Origin of the sequence: Mucilaginibacter sp. PPCGB 2223 (assembly GCF_001705515.1) — a bacterium.
In the GTDB taxonomy this organism is placed as follows: Bacteria; Bacteroidota; Bacteroidia; order Sphingobacteriales; family Sphingobacteriaceae; genus Mucilaginibacter.
This window is the reverse complement of the sequence record NZ_MDJS01000004.1, coordinates 441309-463971: the sequence shown is the minus strand read 5'-3', so window position 1 is coordinate 463971 and position 22663 is coordinate 441309. Positions and strand designations below refer to the sequence as shown.

Annotated in this window: 17 protein-coding genes; 13 read left to right on the top strand and 4 right to left on the bottom strand. The window is 47.5% G+C overall.

The window, feature by feature from the left end:
• Nucleotides 1-12: 12 nt before the first annotated feature.
• Nucleotides 13-1062 carry an A/G-specific adenine glycosylase gene (mutY, locus tag BEL04_RS20390; RefSeq protein WP_066006972.1) on the bottom strand — a complete coding sequence of 350 codons (1050 nt, stop codon included), beginning with the start codon at nt 1060-1062 and terminating at the stop codon, nt 13-15.
• Between the two features lie 161 nt (nt 1063-1223).
• Between mutY and BEL04_RS20385 the strand changes: the two genes are divergently transcribed.
• The 3 genes from BEL04_RS20385 to BEL04_RS20375 all read left to right on the top strand — a co-directional run bounded on the left by BEL04_RS20385 (nt 1224) and on the right by BEL04_RS20375 (nt 4151).
• Nucleotides 1224-1523 (top strand): HU family DNA-binding protein, encoded by a 300-nt coding sequence (locus BEL04_RS20385; RefSeq protein ID WP_066006970.1) that lies wholly within the window; start codon nt 1224-1226, stop codon nt 1521-1523.
• 2 nt (nt 1524-1525) lie between these two features.
• Nucleotides 1526-2380: a M48 family metallopeptidase gene (locus BEL04_RS20380; RefSeq protein WP_066006968.1), complete on the top strand. Its 855-nt coding sequence runs from the start codon at nt 1526-1528 to the stop codon at nt 2378-2380.
• Between the two features lie 223 nt (nt 2381-2603).
• Nucleotides 2604-4151 (top strand): Rne/Rng family ribonuclease, encoded by a 1548-nt coding sequence (locus BEL04_RS20375; RefSeq protein ID WP_066006966.1) that lies wholly within the window; start codon nt 2604-2606, stop codon nt 4149-4151.
• 511 nt (nt 4152-4662) lie between these two features.
• Here the strand turns inward: BEL04_RS20375 and BEL04_RS20365 are convergent.
• Both BEL04_RS20365 and BEL04_RS20360 read right to left on the bottom strand, forming a co-directional pair.
• Nucleotides 4663-5586, bottom strand: a complete 924-nt coding sequence (locus BEL04_RS20365) for a terminase small subunit (RefSeq protein ID WP_175404123.1) — start codon at nt 5584-5586, stop codon at nt 4663-4665.
• A 514-nt stretch (nt 5587-6100) separates the two neighbouring features.
• Entirely contained in the window at nt 6101-6862 is a 762-nt protein-coding gene (locus BEL04_RS20360) for an Abi-alpha family protein (protein WP_066006955.1), read from the bottom strand.
• 297 nt (nt 6863-7159) lie between these two features.
• Between BEL04_RS20360 and BEL04_RS20355 the strand changes: the two genes are divergently transcribed.
• On the top strand, nt 7160-7456 hold the full coding sequence (locus tag BEL04_RS20355) for a GIY-YIG nuclease family protein (RefSeq protein WP_066006953.1): 297 nt from the start codon (nt 7160-7162) through the stop codon (nt 7454-7456).
• Nucleotides 7457-8007: 551 nt separating this feature from the next.
• Here BEL04_RS20355 and BEL04_RS20350 read toward each other — a convergent pair.
• Entirely contained in the window at nt 8008-9141 is a 1134-nt protein-coding gene (locus BEL04_RS20350) for a BamA/TamA family outer membrane protein (RefSeq protein WP_066006951.1), read from the bottom strand.
• 771 nt (nt 9142-9912) lie between these two features.
• Between BEL04_RS20350 and BEL04_RS20340 the strand changes: the two genes are divergently transcribed.
• The 9 genes from BEL04_RS20340 (at nt 9913) to BEL04_RS20300 (ending at nt 22597) form a co-directional block, all read left to right on the top strand.
• Entirely contained in the window at nt 9913-10893 is a 981-nt protein-coding gene (locus tag BEL04_RS20340; RefSeq protein ID WP_066006947.1) for a deoxyhypusine synthase family protein, read from the top strand.
• 276 nt (nt 10894-11169) lie between these two features.
• Entirely contained in the window at nt 11170-12438 is a 1269-nt protein-coding gene (locus BEL04_RS20335; protein ID WP_066006946.1) for a c-type cytochrome, read from the top strand.
• 42 nt (nt 12439-12480) lie between these two features.
• A complete protein-coding gene (locus tag BEL04_RS20330) occupies nt 12481-15543 on the top strand; it encodes a TAT-variant-translocated molybdopterin oxidoreductase (RefSeq protein ID WP_066006945.1) in 3063 nt (1020 codons plus the stop codon).
• Between the two features lie 31 nt (nt 15544-15574).
• Nucleotides 15575-17044, top strand: coding sequence for an NrfD/PsrC family molybdoenzyme membrane anchor subunit (nrfD, locus tag BEL04_RS20325; protein ID WP_066006944.1), 1470 nt, complete (start codon nt 15575-15577; stop codon nt 17042-17044).
• Nucleotides 17045-17046: 2 nt separating this feature from the next.
• Complete coding sequence (locus BEL04_RS20320) at nt 17047-17583, top strand: DUF3341 domain-containing protein (protein WP_066006943.1); 537 nt, start codon at nt 17047-17049, stop codon at nt 17581-17583.
• A complete protein-coding gene (locus BEL04_RS20315; protein ID WP_066006938.1) occupies nt 17567-18145 on the top strand; it encodes a cytochrome c in 579 nt (192 codons plus the stop codon). Before BEL04_RS20320 ends, BEL04_RS20315 begins: the two co-directional genes overlap by 17 nt.
• 14 nt (nt 18146-18159) lie before the next feature.
• On the top strand, nt 18160-19428 hold the full coding sequence (locus tag BEL04_RS20310) for a quinol:cytochrome C oxidoreductase (protein WP_066006937.1): 1269 nt from the start codon (nt 18160-18162) through the stop codon (nt 19426-19428).
• Between the two features lie 50 nt (nt 19429-19478).
• Nucleotides 19479-20690, top strand: a complete 1212-nt coding sequence (locus BEL04_RS20305; RefSeq protein ID WP_066006936.1) for a cytochrome c oxidase subunit II — start codon at nt 19479-19481, stop codon at nt 20688-20690.
• Nucleotides 20691-20707: 17 nt separating this feature from the next.
• Nucleotides 20708-22597 carry a cbb3-type cytochrome c oxidase subunit I gene (locus BEL04_RS20300; RefSeq protein WP_175404122.1) on the top strand — a complete coding sequence of 630 codons (1890 nt, stop codon included), beginning with the start codon at nt 20708-20710 and terminating at the stop codon, nt 22595-22597.
• Nucleotides 22598-22663: the final 66 nt, after the last annotated feature.

The window sequence follows — 22663 nt, the reverse complement described above, 5'->3', positions numbered from 1 at the left end:
AATTGTATTATTTTATAATTCAAAAAATTTAGTTAAAAATAGAAAAATTATTTTTGGTAGCGCTAAGTTATTTAAATTTTCCACTTTCAAGAAAAACCATGATGGTTTTAATTTAATTTTTAAATTATTTTGGATATAAATAAACCTGTAATAAATGTGCTGGTGTGTTAAAATATGTTTTTGGGTAGGGTAAACAGCCTTTATCTGGGGTGTAAAGCCTAATGTGGCCAGGGTTTCGGGCGATGCCAGTAGTTCTTCAACACTTTTGTCTTCAGCCGTTTCGGTAAGGGGCAGGTCGTACATGCTCGCCCAGATGTCCGTCTCACCGCGCTTGTTGAGTAGTACTTCACCGTTATCGATAATTAACCAATAATTAAAATAACGTTTCCTGATCTTTACCGTCTTTAGCTTTACCGGCAACTGGTTTACCTGGTTATGCTGCAACGCATAGCAGCCTGTTCTGACCGGGCAAGCATCGCAAAGCGGGTTGCGGGGCCTGCACAGCATGGCGCCAAACTCCATCATAGCCTGGTTGTGCAGGCCGGGTTCGGCAGGGTCGAGCAGTTCGTTGGCCATTTGCTGAAAGAGCTTTTTGCCCTTGGTGCTGTTGATGGGTTCGGCAATGCCGAAGTAACGGGCTATCACCCGGCTCACATTCCCGTCGACCACCGCTTTGGCCTGGTTGGTCGAAAAAGAAGAGATGGCTGCGGCAGTATATTCGCCTATACCTTTAAGCGCAATCAGGTCGTCATAATTACCCGGGAACACGCCGCCGAACTTTTGCTGTACCAGCCGGGCCGTAGTAAGCATGTTGCGGCCACGCGAGTAATAACCCAGCCCCTGCCATAGTTTAAGCACCTCATCTTCGGTAGCGGCGGCAAAGTGGGTTACAGTAGGATAGGCCTCGGCGAAGCGGTAAAAGTAGGGTTTACCCTGTTCAACACGTGTTTGTTGTAAGATAATCTCAGACAGCCAGATAACGTACGGATCGGTAGTATTGCGCCAGGGCAGGTCGCGCCGGTTATGCCTGTACCACTGCGCTAAACTTTGGTTAAAATTCATCAAATGCAAATGTACGTGGTTTACTTCAGGATAGTTTACAAACCACTTCGTATGTAAAAGCAAAATTTATCATCTTTTATTTTTCAATTTCATTTTAAACCAATACTTTTGCAACCCCAAAACAGTTAAGTGTTTACATAATTTTATAAAGAAAAACAGATATGACCAAGGCAGAAATAATAGCTGAAATCTCATCAAAGACAGGCATCGAGAAAGTTGACGTACAGGAAACTGTTGAAGCGTTTTTTAAAGTTGTAAAAACTTCGATGGTAGGTGGCGAAAACGTATACGTTAGAGGTTTCGGTAGTTTTGTAGTTAAAAAGAGAGCAAAAAAGACCGCTCGTAACATCTCAAAAAATACTGCCATCATCATCCCGGAACATTTTGTACCAAGCTTTAAACCGGCTAAAACTTTTGTTGAAAAAGTTCGCACCGGCAATAAAACAAAAGCTGCCAAGTAATTATGGCAACAAAGCAAAAACAAATAGCCGTAATTGTTATAGTTGTTGCTATAATGGGCTATTTGTTTTCGCTTCAACCTAAAGGGTTGATAAAGCCCAAGGAAACGCGCGCCAATGCGGGCGTTACCGGGAGCAGGCCAGTTAGTACCAGCGTAAATGCCGATTACGTATCGGCCGCAGCCAAAACCATCATCGGTAACAACCTGGCTGCAGAAATAACCGCCCTCGAAGGCAGTTTGAAAAAAGCCGGTACCGATGCAGACAAATTGAAACTGCAAAAACAACTGGCCCAGAAATGGGACGATGTGAACCAGCCTGCCCCGGCAGCGTTTTACTATCGGGCAATTGCCGAAAAGCAAAACACCTACCAGGACTGGCTGACTGCAGGCGACCGGTTCAACGACGGTTTCCGCTCATCGCAGGATACCGTTGCACAACCCGCTTTAGTGACGAACGCGGTAAGCGCTTTTCAAAACGCTTTAAAGCTTAACCCCGAAGGGCTTGATGCCAAAACCGGGTTAGGTGTTGCCTATGTAAACGGCGGCGCGCCGAGCCCTATGCAGGGCATCAGCCTGTTGCTCGAAGTGGTAGCTAAAGACCCGAAGAACCGCAACGCAAACCTCAACTTAGGTTTGTTTGCCATCAAATCGGGGCAGTTTCAAAAAGGTGTCGACAGGTTTAAGGGTATGATTGCCGTTAAACCCGAGTTTGAGCCTTACTTTTACTTAGCCGAGTGCTACAAGCAGCTTGGCCAGAAACAGGAAGCTATCGACGCTTACGAAAAAAGTAAGGCTTTGATGCCCGACCCAACGTTTACAGCACAGGTTGATCAATATATCAAAGAGTTAAAAAATTAATAGTATTTAAAAATTTATCATTATGCCAAGCGGTAAAAAAAGAAAAAGACATAAAATGGCCACCCATAAACGTAAAAAACGTTTAAGAAAAAACAGGCATAAAAAGAAATAAGCCGGTTTAACTATTGCCCGCCCTTTACAAAGGGCATAGGTTTCTATTGTTTAAATCTTCGTATCGTTTAAATTACGGCTTTTTATGTCGTTTGAAGAAATGGAGTAGCCATTGGTAAAAGAACTCATTATCGATGCATCCCCCAACGGGGCTACTATTGCTTTATTACAGGATAAACAACTTGTAGAACTCAACAAGGAGCAGATCAACAACAATTATGCTGTTGGTGACATTTACCTTGGCAGGATCAAGAAGATCATGCCCGGGTTAAATGCTGCTTTTGTTGACGTTGGCTACGAGAAGGACGCCTTTTTGCATTATCTCGACCTTGGGCCGCAGGTACAAAGCCTCATGAAGCTCACCAAGCAGATCCGCAGCGGCCACCAGGCCAAACTGCTGGATACCTTCAAGCTCGAGGCCGACATCGATAAAGCAGGTAAGATCTCCGATATCCTTACCAAAGGGCAGCTCATCCCGGTGCAGATAGCTAAAGAACCTATTTCGACCAAGGGCCCGCGCCTCAGTTCCGACCTGTCTATCGCTGGCCGGTACGTTATCCTGGTGCCGTTTTCCGAAACGATCTCCATCTCCAAAAAGATCAAGAGCAACCCCGAGCGTACACGCCTGCGCAAGATCATCGAGAGCATCAAACCTAAAAACTTCGGGGTTATTATCCGTACCGTATCCGAAGATAAGGGCGTTGCCGAGTTGCAGAAGGACCTGCTCGACCTCATCTCCAAATGGGAGTCGTTCACTACCCGTTTGCCCTCGACCGACCCTGCTAAAAAGGTTTTAGGCGAGATGGACCGTACCTCCACCATCCTGCGCGATATCCTCAACTCCGATTTTCAGAACATTTACGTGAACGATACGGGCATCTACGAAGAAGTACGCTCGTATATCCACGAAATATCGCCCGATCTCGAAAACATCGTCAAACTGCACAAGCATAAGGACCCTATTTTTGAGCACTTCGGCGTCGATAAGCAGATCAAAGGCGCATTTGGTAAAACCGTGAACCTGGCCGGCGGCGCCTACCTGGTTATCGAGCATACCGAGGCCCTGCACGTCATCGACGTAAACAGCGGTAACCGCACCGCCAACAAAGAGAACCAGGAGCAAAACGCCTTCCAGGTAAACAAGGAAGCCGCCAAGGAAATTGCCCGCCAGCTGCGCCTGCGCGATATGGGCGGCATCGTGGTGGTCGATTTTATCGACATGCACAAACCCACCAACCGTAAGGACCTGTTCGACTTCCTGCGCGACGAAATGGCGCTCGACCGTGCCAAGCACACCATCCTGCCGCCAAGCAAGTTCGGCCTGGTACAGATCACCCGGCAGCGCGTGCGCCCCGAGATGAACATCGTGACCACCGAAGTTTGCCCGGCCTGCAACGGCACCGGCACCATCCGCCCGACGGTGCTCCTCATCGACGATATCGAGACCAACTTCAACTACATCCTCAAAGAACAGAACGAGAAGAATATCACCCTCTGCGTACACCCCTACATCGAAGCCTATATCAAAAAAGGCCTCGTCAACCTGCAAATGAAATGGTATTTCAAATACGGCCAGTGGATCAAGGTAAAAGCCAACCCCGCCTACCAGATCACCCAATACCGTTTCCTGTCATCCAAAGGCGAAGAGATCAAGCTGTAAGGATTTCGAATGTTCAATTTCGAATTTTTTTGATTTGCCTCACCACCATGTCATTGCGAGGCACGAAGCAATCTCTACTTAGGACAATCAACCATGCAATGTTTTGGCACATGGGTATTTATGGGTATTCACATCGCGGTCTTGTCTATTCAATCAATTATTATTGTGGCGTGCCCCTATGGGTCGGGCTATCCGCTCATACTACACATGGCATTAGCCACGGCCTGCCCAAGGTCCACTACACGGCCGGTATACACTCCTATCCCTAACGCAAATTCCGTCTTTGGCAAAAATATCGGTTCAAACCCCGTCGGCAAGCAGCTTCGGGCGAAAGCGGTGAGAAAAAAGCAGGCCTTGAGTGCGGGGAGGGTCCTTACAGATCTTGATATGCGGGCAGGGTATGAGCAGCGGATCAAGAGCTGTACCAGCCCGTGTTTTCTCATTGCTTTGCAGGGCAAGGCCCCGTGCGGCAAATGAGCGGACATCGGTTGCAATTCAATCTTTCAATCATTCAATCATATCTGTACTCCCGGCTATTCCCCATCATAAGCGGTACCTTACAGCTCCCTTTCTTGCCCGAACCAAAATCAATCACCCCGCCGGCCCGTTCCCCGCCAGTCGCTGCTGCCGGTCCTTCCGTCATCGGTAAAGCCCCGTCCGTCGGGCTTTCAAAAAAAGCTTCCTGCTCCAGGCTTCCTGCTCCCGGCTCCAGGCTCCCGACTTTTTCTCCCGCCACCGCCACTTCTTCCTCCTCACTTCCCAACTCATGGCTATCGACTCCAGGCTCAGGGCTAACAACCTCAGCTCTCCGCAGCCTGCATGCCGCCCGGGCCTGCGCCACGGCAACCTTGCATTCGGTATCCCAATGGTAGTAATCTTTATGGTCGGCGTCGTAATAAGCGTTCTCGTAATCAAGGCGGTTAAACAGCTCATCATCAAAAGTATCGTAATTGTCGAGCGTTTTCGGGTCGAGGTATACAAACACCTTTTCGGGCTGTTGCTCCTCAGGTTCGTAAAACCGCAGGTGCCTGGCAATTTTTTCCAGCGCCGAAAGCTTGCTGGCCAGCCTGATGAACGACGATTGCCCGTCCTTACCGTCCGTCACCTTCATGCACCATAGCGCCGCCGCCTCATCATCCGTCAGCTCATGCGCCCCCTTCAGGCGGCCATCGCTATGGTAATAGTTGCGCATATTGGCAAAGGCGATCTTACCCAGCTCGGCCAGAACCTGTTCGTGGCTGATCTGTGTTTTGCGGCTCACCTCTTCGGTACGCTGCTGTAAATAATAACGGATCTTAGGTATCTGCATCAGCTGCCCGTTGAGCGCCGTGCCTGCACTATACCCGGCCCGCAAAGCCGCCTTGGTAGCGTTCATATCAATCAGATATTCATCACAAAATTTTTGCTGTTTGGGAGTTAAAATAATAGGTTCCATAATAGTATTATTGGGATTAGAGTTTACGAAAGGAGGGAAGTCCATAGTCGATGGACCATGGTCGATAGCAAAATGAAGTATCAGGAAACGTCAAACTCCACGGTCCGGCGACCATGGACTAATTAAAAGAAGCCTTGCAGGAAAGTACGATAGCCAGGCATTGACTTACCCACCGCGCCGTTGTTGGTGTTGTCACCAACAACCACTTACTCACTGCAAGCCATAAATTTACAAAACACCCCACCCAAAATTGTCTCACAGTTTTAAGACGGAATATAGATATTCTACTTTGTGTCATTGCGAGGCACAGCCTGTGCCGAACTTGTTTCGGTAAAGCAATCCCCGATTTGCAGAACGGCTATGCAGCAAACCCCGTGTCCATCATGTCATTGCGAGGCACGAAGCAATCTCTCAGGACAATCCCTTGTGCTGTGAATTGTAAATGCTGTTAACTGTTTTGAATTTGGTTAACAGGGTTAAAAGTAGTTAACAAACTGTAAACACGTTACTGCATTTACTTTTTGCTAATCTCACAAATTTGCAGAAACCTCTCGCCAAGCTCTGTTATTCTATAACCATTGTCATCTTGATCATACTGAGCACCAATCATATGCCACTGTTCATCAAAAAGTGGCACATTTTCTCCCCCTGTTTTAAATTCGTCAATAATTATTGTAGGGGGTAGTTGTTTGACTAAGCCAAGTCTAATGAGATTTGCTGCTTCGTATTCTACCAAATTTAAATCAAAACCCTCTTGTTCTATTTTATTTATGTCTTGACGCAGGACTTGGGTGTCATATGCATTTCCGTATTTGTCCTTTCTAATTAATCGACTATAATCATTCCTCAATAACTTAAATTTGTATTCTCCTAATGATAATTCCTTAAGTTCATTATATTCATTAATGGATATTTGACTTAAGATATACGGAAAAATCTGATTTTGCAGGTTGCTGTCAGAGTCAGCCATATTCGCTATCATCTTTGCCCATTTATCCTGCAAATCTTCATTATCTTCTAAGGAAGCATTTTCTAATAACGGAACGAGGATTTTTGTTGGTATTTCCTTAATTTTTATATTATTATCGGCTACATACTTTTCAGCTTTCAATAATATCTTAATTTGATTTTTGTACCTGAATAATTTGATATTGTCAGCTATTAATAACCCAACCTCTTCTATAGTAGGGAAAATAAGTTTTTCTAAAAAACTTTTGGCTAAGTCTAAACCTTTCTCAATGGTGGATGATTTAATATTCAAATGTTTCTCGCCCATATATCCTTAATTTATATCCAAATTAAGATATTATAAATGATATATATATATATTCTGTTAACCCTGTTAACCAAAATAAAAGTAGTTACACCGTTTACAGCGGCTAACACGGTTATCAACCCCAAGCCTAACCTCTACGCCATGTCATTGCGAGCGATAGCGCGGCAATCTCCGAGGACAGTTGCAAACATGATTAGCAAACTCGCTTGTCCTCAGGGATTGCTTCGTGCCTCGCAATGACATGAGGATAATTTAGTCGTTTTACAAAAAGCACGATGATAATAAATATATTGCAAAATGAAATTGCACCAGTATTATGTTTATATCCTCGCTAATAAAAACGATTCTGTATTATACATCGGAGTTACCAACGATGTAAAAAATAGAGTATTACAACATAAAACTGGTGTAAATAATGGTTTTACAAAAAAATATCAATGCAATAAGCTGGTTTATTACCAGACATATCAATGGATAGATGATGCGATAGCACGAGAAAAACAACTCAAGGCGGGTTCGAGACAGAAGAAGATAGATTTGATCATTAAGGAAAATCCCGAATGGAGAGATCTTAGTGAGGGTTGGTATGATTGATAAATCGTACCCCCCATGCTGGCGCACGCGTGCCGCGTGTGCCTCTTCGACAGGTTAATCAACCTCAGGCACGTTAACCCACCCCCCATGCTGGCGCACGCGTGCCGCGTGTGCCTCTCCGACAGGCTAATCAACCTCAGGCACAAGTTAACTCACACCACCAGCCCTTAAACTTGCGCCAGTAAAAATACAGGCACGGTTCCATAAAATAAATACTGAATGGAGCGCAGGCCTGAGAATACGCCGGGCCGGGAGTTGGCGGGAATGCCGGTTTAGTTTTTTGGGGCCGCAACCCAAAAAGCGTTAAGAACCGGCAGGGCGGGAGGAAGGATCGTATTCTCTTGATTTTTTGGTTACTTTTTTATCAAGAAAAAAGTGACGAGCCCTCCCGCGGCGGCGAGCGGGAACCAGAATGCTATCGCAAGCATACCATTCCAGGCACAAGTTAAGCCATGCAAATCCGCTCTGTACATGGGGTGCTGAAACAAGTTCAGCATGACTTCTTAAAAAACAAATCCGAAATCAAACTCCCCCTTTAGGGGGTTGGAGGGTTAAAAAGCCTCTCCAAGCCCAATATACACCCCGCTCTGCCGGGCTTCGCCCGGCCGCTGCTCGCCCACGCCGTAGTCGACGCGGATGCTCAGCCCCTTCTCCACGTCGAAAAAATAGCGCAGGCCGCCGCCGTAGTTAGGTTTCAGCAGGTCGGCGCTAAAGCTGCCGTGCCATACGGTGCCCGTGCCGCCAAAGCCTACGATGCCGAAGCGGTCGTTAATGCGGTAGCGCAGTTCGGCCTGGCCAGCAGCGTAGTTTTGATCGCGGTAGCGGCCGTTATAGTAGCCGCGCATGCGGCTGTCGCTGCCCATGGCGGGGAGGAGGTAAAAAGGCGTCTGGCTGCCGAACAGGCTGTTATCGTACAGGTCGTACGCCAAAACAAAATGCTTGCTCAGGCGAAAGTATTCGGCAAACTCAACAGTTAACAGGCCGCCGCTGTAACCGTTACTGCCGAAGATGCCCTTCAGGTAATTATAGCTCGTGTTGAACAAGATGCCGCGGGTGGTATACGTATTGTTGTTCCGCGTATCGAAGATGAAGCTCGGGCCAACGCTCAGCCCATCGCCGCCGCCCTGGTTGTGCACCAATGGGTCCGTCTCAAAAATGCCCGTGTTGGTACTGGTAAAGGCGTATTTATAAAGCCCGGCGTTAAGCCCCAGGTACAGGTGCGGCGCCACCAGTTCTTCGGCGCCGATGTTGAATTTATAGCGCTTCTGGCCGATATGCTCGGCGTCGGCCTTGCGGGTATCGTTGCCGATGCCGTAAAAATCGAAGGGGAAGTTGAGGTAGCTCAGCGCCGCGGTATAATGGTAGCGGTTGCCCGGGCTCCAGTAACTGGTGCTGATGCTCGCCCGGTTTTGCCCCTTGGTGGTAATGGTGCCGTACGCAAAAATATTGCTCACCCGCGTGCCGCTGTGCAGCGTATCGGTATAAAAGCTGTACAGCAGCGAGCCCCCAACCTCGATGCCTGTTTCGGGCGCGCTGCTCAAAACGGGCAGGGGGATAATGCTGCTGCGCTTGCTGCTGTCCTTCTCAAAAATAATGCGGCGGATAAACTTGGGCACTATTTTATATTGGGCGGATAGCTGCAATGTAAAAAGAGTACATATAATGAGGATGGATATTTTTTTCATAAGTAAGTTCGCGAAGATAATGGAATTTAGTCCGAAAGTCCGCAGAAGTCCGAAAGTCCGCTGTTTCGCAGGTTCCACAACGCGGGTAGAGGCAATGTGTTTTTAAGGAAGAGCAAGGGTCTTGATTCCTGCCTCTTGCTTCTTGATTCTTTTTCAAAAGGGCGTTGCCTGCGGCCGGGCTATCCGCTCATACGCCTGCAGGCATTAGTCACGGCTCACGCCAAACCCACCGCACGGCCGGTATCCGCTACTATCCCTCACGCAAACACCATCAAATCACAAATTTTCGGTTCAACCCCGTCGGCAAACAGCTTCGGCCGAAAGCGGTGAGAAAAAAGCAGGCCCTGAGGGTAGGCAGGGGCCTTACAGATCTTGGTATGCGGGTGGGGCATCAGCAGCGGATCAAGAGCTGTGCCAGCCCGTGTTTTCTCACCGCTTTGCAGGGTAAAGGCCCTGTGCGGCAGAGAAGCCTTTTGCCGACAAGCCTTTTGGATACTTTTGGGCTTCAAAAGTATCAAGCCCCCGCGGCAAATGAGCGGACATCGGTTGCAATTCAATCAGGACTGAGACGTCGCTGGCAATTCAAATGAGCGGACATCGCTGGCAATTCAACACGCACGCGTACCCCATCATCCAACCTTTCAACCTTCAAACATTACAACCTTCCAACAAATTCAAAATCAAAAAAATCCGAAATCCCAATTCCGAATTCCGAATTCCGAAATCAAAAAATTCCCTACTTTTGCGCCGTAAAACCAAAACACTACAACAATGAGCGTTACCCGCGGACCGATCTCTCAATTCATCGAAAAAAATTACCTGCACTTCAACGCAGCAGCCTTGATGGATGCAGCCAAAGGATACGAGCAACACCTTTTGGAAGGCGGCAAAATGATGGTTACCCTGGCCGGCGCCATGAGCACCGCCGAACTGGGCATCTCGCTGGCCGAAATGATCCGCCAGGGCAAGATCGATATCATCAGCTGCACCGGCGCCAACCTCGAAGAAGATATCATGAACCTGGTAGCGCACTCGCACTACAAACGCGTGCCAAACTACAGGGATCTGAGTCCGCAGGACGAGTGGGACCTGTTAGAGAACCACTACAACCGCGTTACCGATACCTGCATCCCCGAAGAGGAGGCTTTCCGCCGCCTGCAAAAGCACATCCATAAAATATGGAAAGATGCCGACGATAAAGGTGAGCGCTATTTCCCGCACGAGTATATGTACAAAATACTGCTGAGCGGCGAGCTGGAGCAATACTACGAGATCGACCCGAAGAACTCGTGGATGCTGGCCGCAGCCGAGCGCAACCTGCCTATCGTGGTACCGGGATGGGAAGACAGCACCATGGGCAATATCTTTGCTTCGTACGTCATCAAAGGCGAAATTAAAGCATCGACCATGAAAAGCGGTATCGAATACATGGCCTGGCTGGCCGACTGGTACGTAAAGAATTCGGCAGGTAAAGGCATCGGCTTTTTCCAGATCGGCGGCGGCATTGCCGGCGATTTCCCGATCTGCGTGGTACCTATGCTTTACCAGGATATGGAGATGCCAGAAATACCTTTCTGGAGCTATTTCTGCCAGATCAGCGATTCGACCACATCGTACGGCTCGTACTCGGGCGCGGTACCGAACGAAAAGATAACCTGGGGTAAACTCGATATCGATACACCTAAATTTATAGTCGAGTCCGACGCGACGATCGTGGCCCCGCTCATTTTTGCGTGGATACTAAAACAGTAAACAATAAACAAATGTTTTGGTCGCCTTTTTTAGTGATTGTTATCACAAATGGCACACCAAACTATCATAGCCGGGTTCAAAAAAGTTGTTTTTGATCGAAATTAAGAGGTTTTTGAACTTTGTTTAGAATGATTATAAATTATAGATAACTGTCATTTATTTGTCAGCGGTACTGTAATAAATTATACTTTTGTGGACTGAAAGAAGGGCTAACTGTTAACGGTTTTCAACAATTTCAAACACTAAAAACAATATTATTCAGCATAAATACACTTTATGAGAAATATCTCATTGATTTTTAAGCAATTTTCGCGGTCGGTACTACTCCTTGCAGGCCTTGCATTGCTCACAACTTCAGTACGTGCCCAGGACGTAGCAAAAGGTGAAGCCCTTTTTAAACAAAAATGTACATCGTGCCACAAGCTTGATGTGAGGATGACCGGCCCCGCATTGGGTCCGCTGATCACATCAGAAACCGATGACAAATGGCTCACCCATTGGATCGAAAACAACCAGGCCTTAATTAAGGCTAACGATCCTAAAGCATTAAAAATCTACAACGAATTTAACCAGGCCGGCATGACCGTGTTCAGCGAGCTGACCGATGCGGATGTTGCCAACATCATCGGTTATGTACGTGCCGAATGGAAGAAGGAACAATCGGCTCCAAAAACGCCTGCAGGTGGCGATGCTGCCGCAGCCGATAACGGCCCGAGCACTTTGGTTATCTGGGGTTTGATCGGCGTTATCATCATCGCTTTCATCGTTATCCTGGTATTAAATAAAGTTATTGCCAGCTTAGAGCGTTTGGTGCTTGCCCGTAAGGACCTGCCTGCCGAAGCCGTTACCGAAGCTGTTGACGAGGAAGCCGAAAAACGTAAGGCTACCATCAAAAAACTGTTAAAAAACAAAAAACTGGTGGGTTTCTTTGTAGTGTGCTGCGTAATTGCAGGCGGTACATGGCAGTGGGTTACTTTGTGGAACACCAACGTGCACACAGGTTACCAGCCGGTACAGCCTATCAAATACTCGCACGAGTTGCATGCCGGTATCATGAAGATCGATTGCCAGTACTGCCACTCGGGTGCATACAAATCAAAAAACGCGTCTATCCCGTCGCTCAACGTTTGTATGAACTGCCACAAAACAGTGAAGACCGAATCGCCCGAGATACACAAGATCTATGATGCTTTAGGTTACGATCCGGCTACAACCAAATACGATTCGACCAAGGCCCGCCCGATCCAGTGGGTACGTATACATAACCTGCCCGATTTTGCCTACTTCAACCACTCGCAACACGTAAAAGTGGGTAAGGTAAAATGCCAGACCTGCCATGGCCCGATCGAAACCATGAAAGAGGTGTACCAATACTCGCCTTTAACTATGAAATGGTGTATCCAGTGCCACAAACGTACCGATGTTGATTACAAAGGCAACGCGTACTACGATAACATGGTTCAGGTACACGAAAAAATCAAACGCGGCGAAAAAGTAACTGAAGCGTCTATGGGCGGTTTAGAGTGCGGTAAATGCCACTATTAATAATAAAAGAGTAAATCAGCAGCATAACTTTATATAGCTTAAATGGAAAGCAATAAAAAATACTGGAAAGGTTTAGAGGAGCTGAACAATACCCCCGATTTTGTTGAGAAAAACAAACACGAGTTCGCCGAACCTATACCTATCGAAGAAATATTGAGCGGAACCGGCCTGATGGCTAAAACGCCTCGCCGTAACTTTTTGAAAGCCCTGGGCTTTGGGGTCGGTGCGGTATCGCTGGCAGCCTGCGAAAAAGTGCCTGTTCACAAATCGATACCCTACCTGATCAAACCCGAAGAAGTAACCCCGGGTGTAGCCAACTACTATACCTCGAGCTACGACGGGCATGCCATTTTGGTTAAAACCCGCGAAGGCCGCCCGATCAAAATCGAAGGTAACCCAAGCGATATCCTGTCAAAAGGCGGTGTGAACGCTTTGGCGCAGGCATCGGTATTGGAGCTGTATGACGTTAACCGTTTGCAAAACCCGGTTATCAACAAAGCCGAAACTTCGTGGAGCGCTGTTGATGGCTTTGTTAAACAACAGTTATCATTAATTAAAGCAGGCGGTAAAAAAATACGTTTGGTAACCTCAACCGTAAACAGCCCTTCAACTTTGGCCGTTATTAACGATTTTGTTAAGGCTTATCCAACTGCAAAACATATCAACTACGATGCGGTATCGTATACCGGTATCATACAGGCCAACCAAAACAGCTTTGGTAAAGCCGTATTGCCGCATTACCGCTTTGATAAAGCCGATGTGATCGTGAGCTTCGGCGCCGACTTTTTAGGCTCATGGATATCGCAGGCCGAGTTCATGAACCAGTACGTGAGCAACCGTAACGCAAAATCGCTCGAGGCTAAAAAGATGTCGCGCCACATCCAGTTTGAAACAGGTATGAGCTTAACCGGTACCAATGCCGATGTTCGCATCCCGATCAAACCGTCGGAAGAAGGCGTAGCGCTGATCAACCTGTATAACGAAATTTCGGGAACTACCCTGCCAGGCAGCAAAAAATTGGCTAACAATAGTATTGCCGATACTGCAATTACTTTGGCCGCAAAGGAATTATTAGCTGCAAAGGGTAAAGCTTTGGTAGTTGCCGGCAGCAACGATGTGGCTACACAGGTGCTCGTTAATGCCATCAACGCTAAATTGGGCGCTTACGGTACTACTATCGATCTGGATAACGTATCGAACCAATATGCAGGTAACGATGCCGAAATGGTTGAACTGATCAGCGATATGGCCAAAGGCGATGTCGACGCGATCTTCTTCCTCAACGCTAACCCTGCTTACGATTATTATAAAGCAAAAGATTTTACTGCGGCCCTGGCCAAGGTGAAACTGAAGGTATCTTTCAGCGATCATGGCGGTAACGGCGAAGGTAACCAAACCATCGGCGACGAAACATCATCATTATGCGATGTGATCGCACCAAACCACCACTATTTAGAGTCGTGGGGCGATGCCGAAGTGATCAGCGGTTACTATACCATTGTACAGCCAACTATCAACCCGGTTTACAACACCCGCCAGGCCGAACAAAGCCTGCTAATATGGGCCGATGCACCAGTTAAGGATTACTATACTTACGTACGCAACAACTGGGATAGCAGTATCCTGGCGAAGGGCGGCTTATCGGGCCAGAAAGGCTGGGAAACCCTGTTGCAGACAGGTTCGGTTAAAGCAGCCGAAAAGCCTGCCGGCAGCTACAGTTTCTCGAAAGATCTGAACGCCGTTGCAACAACCATACTGAACCAAAGCAACAAGATTACCGCAAGCGGCAGCGATGTCGAACTGCAGGTTTACCAAAGCTCGGTTATGCGCGATGGTAAAAAAGCCAACAACCCGTGGTTGCAGGAGTTGCCCGAGCCGGTATCGAAAGTTACCTGGGATAACTTTGCAGCTATCGCACCAAAATACGGCGAAAAACTGAACCTGAAAGAAGGGGATGTAGTTAAAATTACCGTTGATGGTTACAGCGTATCGTTGCCGGTATTGTTCCAGCCCGGCCAGGCGCAGGGCACTGTTTCGGTTGCCTTAGGTTACGGCCGTACACTGGCGGGCCCGGTAGGTAACGGTGTCGGGCAAAACGCCTTCCCGTTCCTGACGAATGTTAACGGTACTTTCCAAACCTCGTCGGTAGCTAAAATGGAGTCGACAGGCGAGGTGTCCATCCTGGCCCAAACCCAAACGCACCACTCGTACGAGGGCCGTTCGGTGATCCAGGAAACTACATTTGCCGAATATAAAAAGAACCCTGCAGCAGGTACGCGCAAAAACAACGAGAAAAAAGTTTACACGTTGTGGGATGAGTACGAGCGCCCTCAGTACAACTGGGTGATGGCTATCGACCTGAACGCCTGTACCGGTTGCGGTGCCTGCGTGGTAGCTTGTAACGCCGAAAATAACATCCCGGTTGTAGGTAAAGACGAGGTACGCCGCCGCCGCGAAATGCACTGGATCCGTATCGACCGCTACTACAGCTTTAACGATAACGTTACCAAAGAGAAAGAGATCAACAAACTGGATAACTTAGATCATGTATCGGTAGTTTACCAGCCTATGCTTTGCCAGCATTGCGATCACGCTCCCTGCGAAACCGTTTGCCCGGTACTCGCAACCGTACACTCGAGCGAAGGTTTGAACCACATGGCTTACAACCGTTGTATCGGTACCCGTTACTGCGCTAACAACTGCCCGTACAAAGTACGCCGCTTTAACTGGTTTAACTACTGGAACGATTCGCGCTTTGATAACTACCTTAACAACGAGCACACACAACTGGTATTGAACCCTGATGTAACTACCCGTTTCCGCGGTGTGATGGAAAAATGCTCGATGTGTATCCAGCGTATCCAGGCCGGTAAACTGAAAGCCAAGATCGAAAAACGCTCGGTTAAAGATGGCGACATCAAAGTGGCCTGCCAGCAAACCTGCCCAACCAACGCTATCATCTTCGGTAACGTTAACGATCCGGAATCGGAAGTGGCAAAAGCTTTAAAGAGCGAAAGAACCTATTACGTATTGGAAGAATTGGACGTACAGCCAGGTATCGGTTACCAGGTTAAAGTTCGCAACACACAACCAACAGTAGCTTAATTTTTATACAAAAACATAACGAGATTAAAATATGTCATCTCACAGCGAATCGATAATAAGGGAACCGTTAATTACCGGCGAGAACATTACCTACAGCCAGATAACTAACGATGTACTTCGCCCTGTAGAAAATAAACCTACCAAAGCCTGGTGGATAGGCTTTACCGTATCGTCCATCTTTGCTATGCTTTGGGTGTTTGCCGTAAGCTGGACCTTTTGGTACGGTATCGGCGCCTGGGGTTTAAATAAAACCGTAGGTTGGGCCTGGGATATCACCGGTTTCGTGTGGTGGGTAGGTATCGGTCACGCCGGTACGCTCATCTCGGCGGTGTTATTGCTCTTCCGTCAAAACTGGCGTAACTCTATCAACCGCTCGGCCGAGGCCATGACCATCTTCGCCGTTATCTGCGCCGCCAGCTACATTGTCGCCCACATGGGCCGCCCGTGGATGGCCGTTTACTCTTTACCCTTACCAAACCAGTATACCTTATGGGTTAACTTTAACTCACCATTAATCTGGGACGTGTTTGCGATCTCGACTTACTTCTCGGTATCGCTGGTGTTCTGGTACACCGGTCTGCTGCCCGATATCGCTTCAATCCGCGACCGTGCAACCGGCATAAAACGCCGCATTTATTCCATATGCTCTTTCGGCTGGGCAGGTTCGGTAAAAACCTGGCAGCGTTTCGAAACCGTGTCGCTCATCCTGGCCGGTATATCAACCCCGCTGGTACTTTCGGTGCACACCATCGTATCAATGGACTTTGCAACATCGTTAGAGCCTGGCTGGCATACTACCATCTTCCCGCCATACTTTGTTGCCGGTGCTATCTTCTCGGGTTTCGCCATGGTGCAAACCCTGTTGTTAGTGGCGCGTAAAGTATTAGGCCTGGAAAACTACATCACCATGTTCCACATCGAGTCGATGAACAAGATCATCATCTTAACCGGTTCGATAGTAGGTGTGGCTTATTTAACAGAATTCTTTATCGCCTGGTATTCGGGCGTCGAGTACGAACAATACGCCTTCATTAACCGCGCAACCGGTCCGTACTGGTGGGCATACTGGAGCATGATGAGCTGTAACGTAATCTCGCCTCAGTTGTTCTGGGTTAAAAAATGGCGCACCAGCATCCCGTTCTCGTGGGTACTGTCAATCGTGGTAAACATCGGTATGTGGTTCGAGCGTTTCGTAATTATCGTAACCTCGCTGCACCGCGATTATATCCCATCAAGTTGGGCAATGTTCCAGCCAACCTGGGTTGAGGTAAGTATTTTCATCGGCTCTATCGGTTTGTTCTTTACCTTGTTCCTGTTATTTATCCGCGTGCTGCCTTCGGTAGCTATGGCCGAGGTTAAATTATTGCTGAAAGGCGCCAGCGAGCAGGCTAAGCTCGAAAAAATAAAACACGGCCACGAAGATAAATCGCAGGTAGAGTTTTATAAAGAAGCATTAGAGAAGTTTGATAGTGTTGACCTTGCTAAATACGGAAAGATATAACCATGAGTAAAACAAAATTTATATTAGGCTTATTTGACGATCCCGACGCAATGATGGATGGGATACATAAATTACAGCAAAACAGCGTGCCTATTTATGATGTGTATACGCCTATGCCAATCCACGGCATCGAAGCTAAGTTAGGCATCAAGGATTCGCGCCTCGGATACGCTGCGTTTTTATTCGGTTGTACTGGTGGTACCGTAGCTTTCAGTATGTTGTATTACATGCTGGTGCACGATTGGCCGATGAACATCGGTGGTAAACCATCGTTCGCCATCCCCGATTTTGTACCGATCACTTTCGAGTGGACCGTGTTGTTCACCGCCTTTGGTATGGTTGCAACGTTTTTTTACGCAACGCACCTGTTCCCGGGCCGTGCCCCAAGGGTGATGGACCTTAGAGCGACCGACGATCGCTTTGTGATCGCCATCGATGCAAAAGGCAACACTCCGCATGCGGATATTACCAATATATTAAAAGAAGCAGGTGCTGTTGAAGTTAAGCACAACGAGAGAAAATATGTTAGCTATGAATAAATATAAAATATTAGGCTTAACGCTGATCACCATTATTGCTTCGGCAATCATTACCTCTTGCAGTGATAAGCGCAGTACAGGCTGGGAGTATGCCCCTAATATGTACGAGCATATTGCTTATGATCCCGATCAACCGAATAAAAATTTTGCCAACGGCCAAACCGCTCAGGTACCGCCAAAGGGCACTATCCCGGTTGGGTTCGTAAAGTTCGATTACCCGAACACCCGCGACGGTTACGATAAGGCAGGCCTTGAAGTAAAAAACCCGTTAACAACTGCCGATACAGCTGGTGCAGCGGTGCTGTTCTCGCATTTTTGCTCGCCATGCCACGGCGTTACCGGTCAGGGCGATGGTACAGTGGTTGCGCACGGTTTCCCTGCTCCGCCAAGTTACTCAAAAGGGCAGTCATCGCGCGGCGGGGCTATGAAGGACCTTACCGACGGAAAAATTTATCATACCATTACTTATGGCCTAAACGCCATGGGTTCATACGCATCGCAACTGGCGCCCGATGAGCGCTGGAAAGTAGTGATGTATGTTCACCATTTACAAACCTTATAAGAATATTTATATTGATGGAAACTCACAATAATTTTGACCAGAAGTTCGAGTTTGCAGGAAAAGCAAAAACCCTGAGTTTAGCGGGCATCGCTATCGGTGTGGTAGCTATTGCCTTGGGCTTTGCTACCGGCGCCATCGAACGCACATTCGCCAATATGCTGCTGATGGGTTATTACTTTGCCTGCGTATGTATGGCTGGTATCTTCTTCTGCGCTGTACAATACGTGGCTCAGGCTGGCTGGTCGGCATCGCTTATCCGTATACCGCAGGCTTTTGCAAAAACATTACCAATTGCAGCCGTTGTACTGATTGCAATTGTTTTGGCCGGTTTGAATATGACCCATACCGTTACCAACGAAGAGGGTAAACAAATTGTAATACCATACCTGTATAAAATATGGGGCGCACACGGCGTTACCGATCCTAAAAGCGAGGCTTACGATGCCATCATCGCCGGTAAGTCTTCGTTCCTAAACATAGGTTTCTTTTTAACCCGTTTAGTAGTATTCCTGGGTGTTTATAGCCTGTTCGGCTTCCTGCTGGTTAAATACTCAACCAACGAGGATGAGATCGGCGGCATGAGCAACTACAACAACAGCTTTAAAATGGCTTGTATCTTCTTGGTGATCTTCGGTTTCACAACCCCGATCTTCGCTTTCGATACCATCATGTCGTTAGAAGCACGGTGGTTCTCAACCATGTTCGGCTGGTACAACTTCGCCGCCATGTGGGTTAGCGGTTTGGCTGCCATTACTTTGGTTATCATCCTGCTCAAACAAAACGGTTACCTGTCATGGGTCAACGAAAACCACTTCCACAACTTCGGCCAGCTAATTTTCGGTTTCTCCGTGTTCTGGACTTATACCTGGTTCGCGCAGTTCCTGTTGATCTACTACGCTAACTTACCCGAAGAAGCAGTTTACTTCTTCCGCCGTTGGGAGCCCGAGTTTAAACCATGGTTCTGGTTAAACATCGTAGTTAACTTTGCATTACCGATATTGTTCCTGATGGCCCGCGACTACAAACGCATGATCAACAGGTTAAAATATGTATGTATACTGGTACTGGTTGGCCACTGGCTGGATTACTATATGATGGTAAGCCCAAGCACAATAGGTCCGCAGGCACACTGGTATAGCCAGATAGGTTGGATAGAAGCCGGCGTAGCCGTAGGTTTTGCAGGTTTGTTCACTTTCCTGATGCTTACCGCTTTAAGCAAATTTAAAGCCCTGGCACCAAAGAACCACCCGTTCTTACAGGAAAGCTTACACCACCATATCTAACAAAAAGTTTAATTTTGCACAATAAAAAGGAATACCAAACACATTTAATAATGGCATTCAAAAAACTAATAAATTTTAAAGCATTATCAACATCGCTTGCCGCGTTGCTATTTACGGGCGCTGCAATGGCACAAACAGCAACGGCAACAGCCCCCGCTGCAGATGCTGATGCCGCCAGCTCGGCCATGTGGACAAGTGTCGGATACTACGTGTTGCTGTTTATACTTGCTGCTATTGTAGTGGGCGTAGTAGGTAAAATATTACGCGTTTACGATTTAACCCTGCAAATCCAGGGTAAAAAACCGATCAACTGGAACCGTGTGATGGGCGTTCTGTTCCTCATCTTCCTGGTGGCAGGTTTTTACGGCGCTTACTGGGAGTTTACCAACCAGGGTACGATGAGCCTCCCGAGGGCAGCTTCGGTACACGGTGTCGATCTCGATAATATGTTTTTTGTGACCTTTGGTATTACTGTTATCGTGTTTTTCATTACCCAGTTCCTGCTGTTCACTTTTGCTTTCAGGTACAAAGGTTCTGATAAACGTAAAGCTTACTTTTATCCGCATAACAACACCATCGAAAAAGTTTGGACAGTTATCCCGGCTATCGTATTAACCGTATTGGTGATCACCGGTTTCTTTACCTGGACCAAGATCGAAAACAGCAGCGACAGACCAGGCGAAGCCAAAGCTATCAATATCGATATCACCGGCCACCAGTTTGCCTGGGAGATACGCTATCCCGGAGCCGATGGCGTGTTGGGTGCAAAAGACTTTAAAAAAGTAACCGGCATCAACAAATTAGGCGTCGATTATGCCGATAAAAACAGTTTCGACGATTTAACCGCCGATACCATCGTGTTACCTGTTAACCGCCCCGTAAGGTTAAACATTATCGCGCAGGATGTTATCCATAGCGTTTATATGCCGCATTTCCGCGTACAGGTTAACGCCGTGCCGGGCTTGCCAACCTACTTCAAATTCACACCTACCATCACCACTTCGGCAATGAAGGGCGAAACAGGTAACCCCGAGTTTGAATACCTCCTTTACTGCAACAAAATATGCGGTGGGGGCCACTATAACATGCAAAAAGTTGTACGCGTAGTTACCGATAGTGAGTATCAGCAATGGCTGGCAAAACAAAAACCTTATCTGAGCGATGCTTTGAAAAAAGAATTGAAAATGCCGGTTGATACCACACCTAAACCAGCAGTGCCTGCACCGGCTCCTGCTGAGAAAAAATTAGCTTTAAATTATTAATTTCAAGAAGAGAGAATATGTCGACAATAGCAGTACACGGTCACGAGGTTGCACACCATGGTCACGACGACCACGAACATCACCATCATGATACGTTTATAACTAAATACATCTTTAGCCAGGATCACAAGATGATCGCCAAGCAATTCCTCATCACAGGTATTACTATGGCCGTTATCGCCATGATCTTGTCTATCCTGTTCCGTATTCAGCTGGCTTATCCTGAAAAGACCTTCCCTCTGCTGGAAACTTTATTGGGCCGTTTTGCACCGGGCGGCAAATTATCGCCCGATTTTTACCTGTCGCTGGTAACCATCCATGGTACCATCATGGTATTCTTTGTGTTAACAGCAGGTTTGAGCGGTACTTTCAGTAACCTGCTAATTCCGTTACAGGTGGGCGCCCGCGATATGGCCTCTCCGTTCCTGAACATGCTTTCGTACTGGTTCTTCTTTATAGCCAGCGTTATCATGCTAAGCTCTTTCTTCGTACAAAAAGGCCCTGCAAGCGGCGGCTGGACAATATATCCGCCTTTATCGGCTTTGCCAAAAGCGATGCCCGGTTCGGGCGAGGGGATGACGCTCTGGCTCATCAGCATGATCTGCTTCGTAGCATCATCCTTAATGGGCGGTATCAACTACGTAAGTACCGTATTGAACATGCGTACCAAAGGTATGGACCTTTGGAAAATGCCTTTAACCGTTTGGGCTTTCTTCCTGACCGCCGTATTAGGCGTACTGGCGTTCCCGGTACTGGTTGCAGGTGTGGTATTGTTAATATTCGATCGCAGCTTCGGAACCAGCTTCTATTTATCTGAGATTGTGGTTAACGGCCAGGTGATGCCTTTCGAAGGCGGCAGCCCAATCCTGTTCCAGCACTTGTTCTGGTTCCTGGGCCACCCCGAGGTATATATCGTAATTATGCCTGCTTTGGGTATCTCATCCGAAGTTATCGCCACCAACTCGCGTAAACCGATCTTTGGTTACCATGCCATGGTTTACTCGCTGATCGGTATCTCGGTATTGTCGTTCATCGTATGGGGGCACCACATGTTCGTTACGGGTATGAACCCGTTCCTGGGCGGGGTGTTCATGATCACCACACTGATCATCGCGGTACCATCTGCTGTAAAAACATTCAACTACCTGGCTACCTTGTGGCGCGGTAACATCAGGTTTACACCTGCTATGTTATTCGCTATCGGCCTGGTATCCTTCTTTATCTCCGGTGGTTTGACAGGTATCTTCCTGGGTAACGCTGCTTTGGATATCAACCTGCACGATACCTATTTCGTGGTTGCCCACTTCCACCTGGTAATGGGTTCGGCAGCCATCTTTGGTATGCTTTCGGGGGTTTATCACTGGTTCCCTAAAATGTTCGGCCGTTTGATGGACGAAAAATTAGGTTACCTGCATTTCTGGTTAACTTTCATCGGTGCTTACCTGGTGTTCTTCCCGATGCACTTTATGGGCCTGGATGGCGTACCACGCCGTTACTACGCCTTTACCGAGTTTAAATCGATGGCGCGCTGGTTATCAGTTAATACATTCATTACCTGGGCAGCGATCATGTCGGCATTGGCGCAGGTAGCATTCCTGTATAATTTTATACATTCAATCTTCTGGGGTAAGAAAACAACACAAAACCCATGGAACTCAAATACTTTGGAGTGGACAGCACCCGTTGAGCATATTCACGGCAACTGGCCCGGCGAAATACCAACCGTTTACCGCTGGCCTTACGATTATAGCAAGCCTGGCCACGACGAGGATTTCATCCCGCAGACGGTACCTTTCTCGCAAACCATGAGCTCAAACCTGCCTCACGATTTTGAAGACAATGAAGCTGGCCTTGAAGCGCAAAGCAAATGGGACTTAGCAAACAAGCCCCAGGAAGAAGTAAAATAAGCGAGCAAGCGATCTGATATTTTGGGGTATCTGTAGCGGGAGTTTTCCTAAGCAGGTACCCTACTT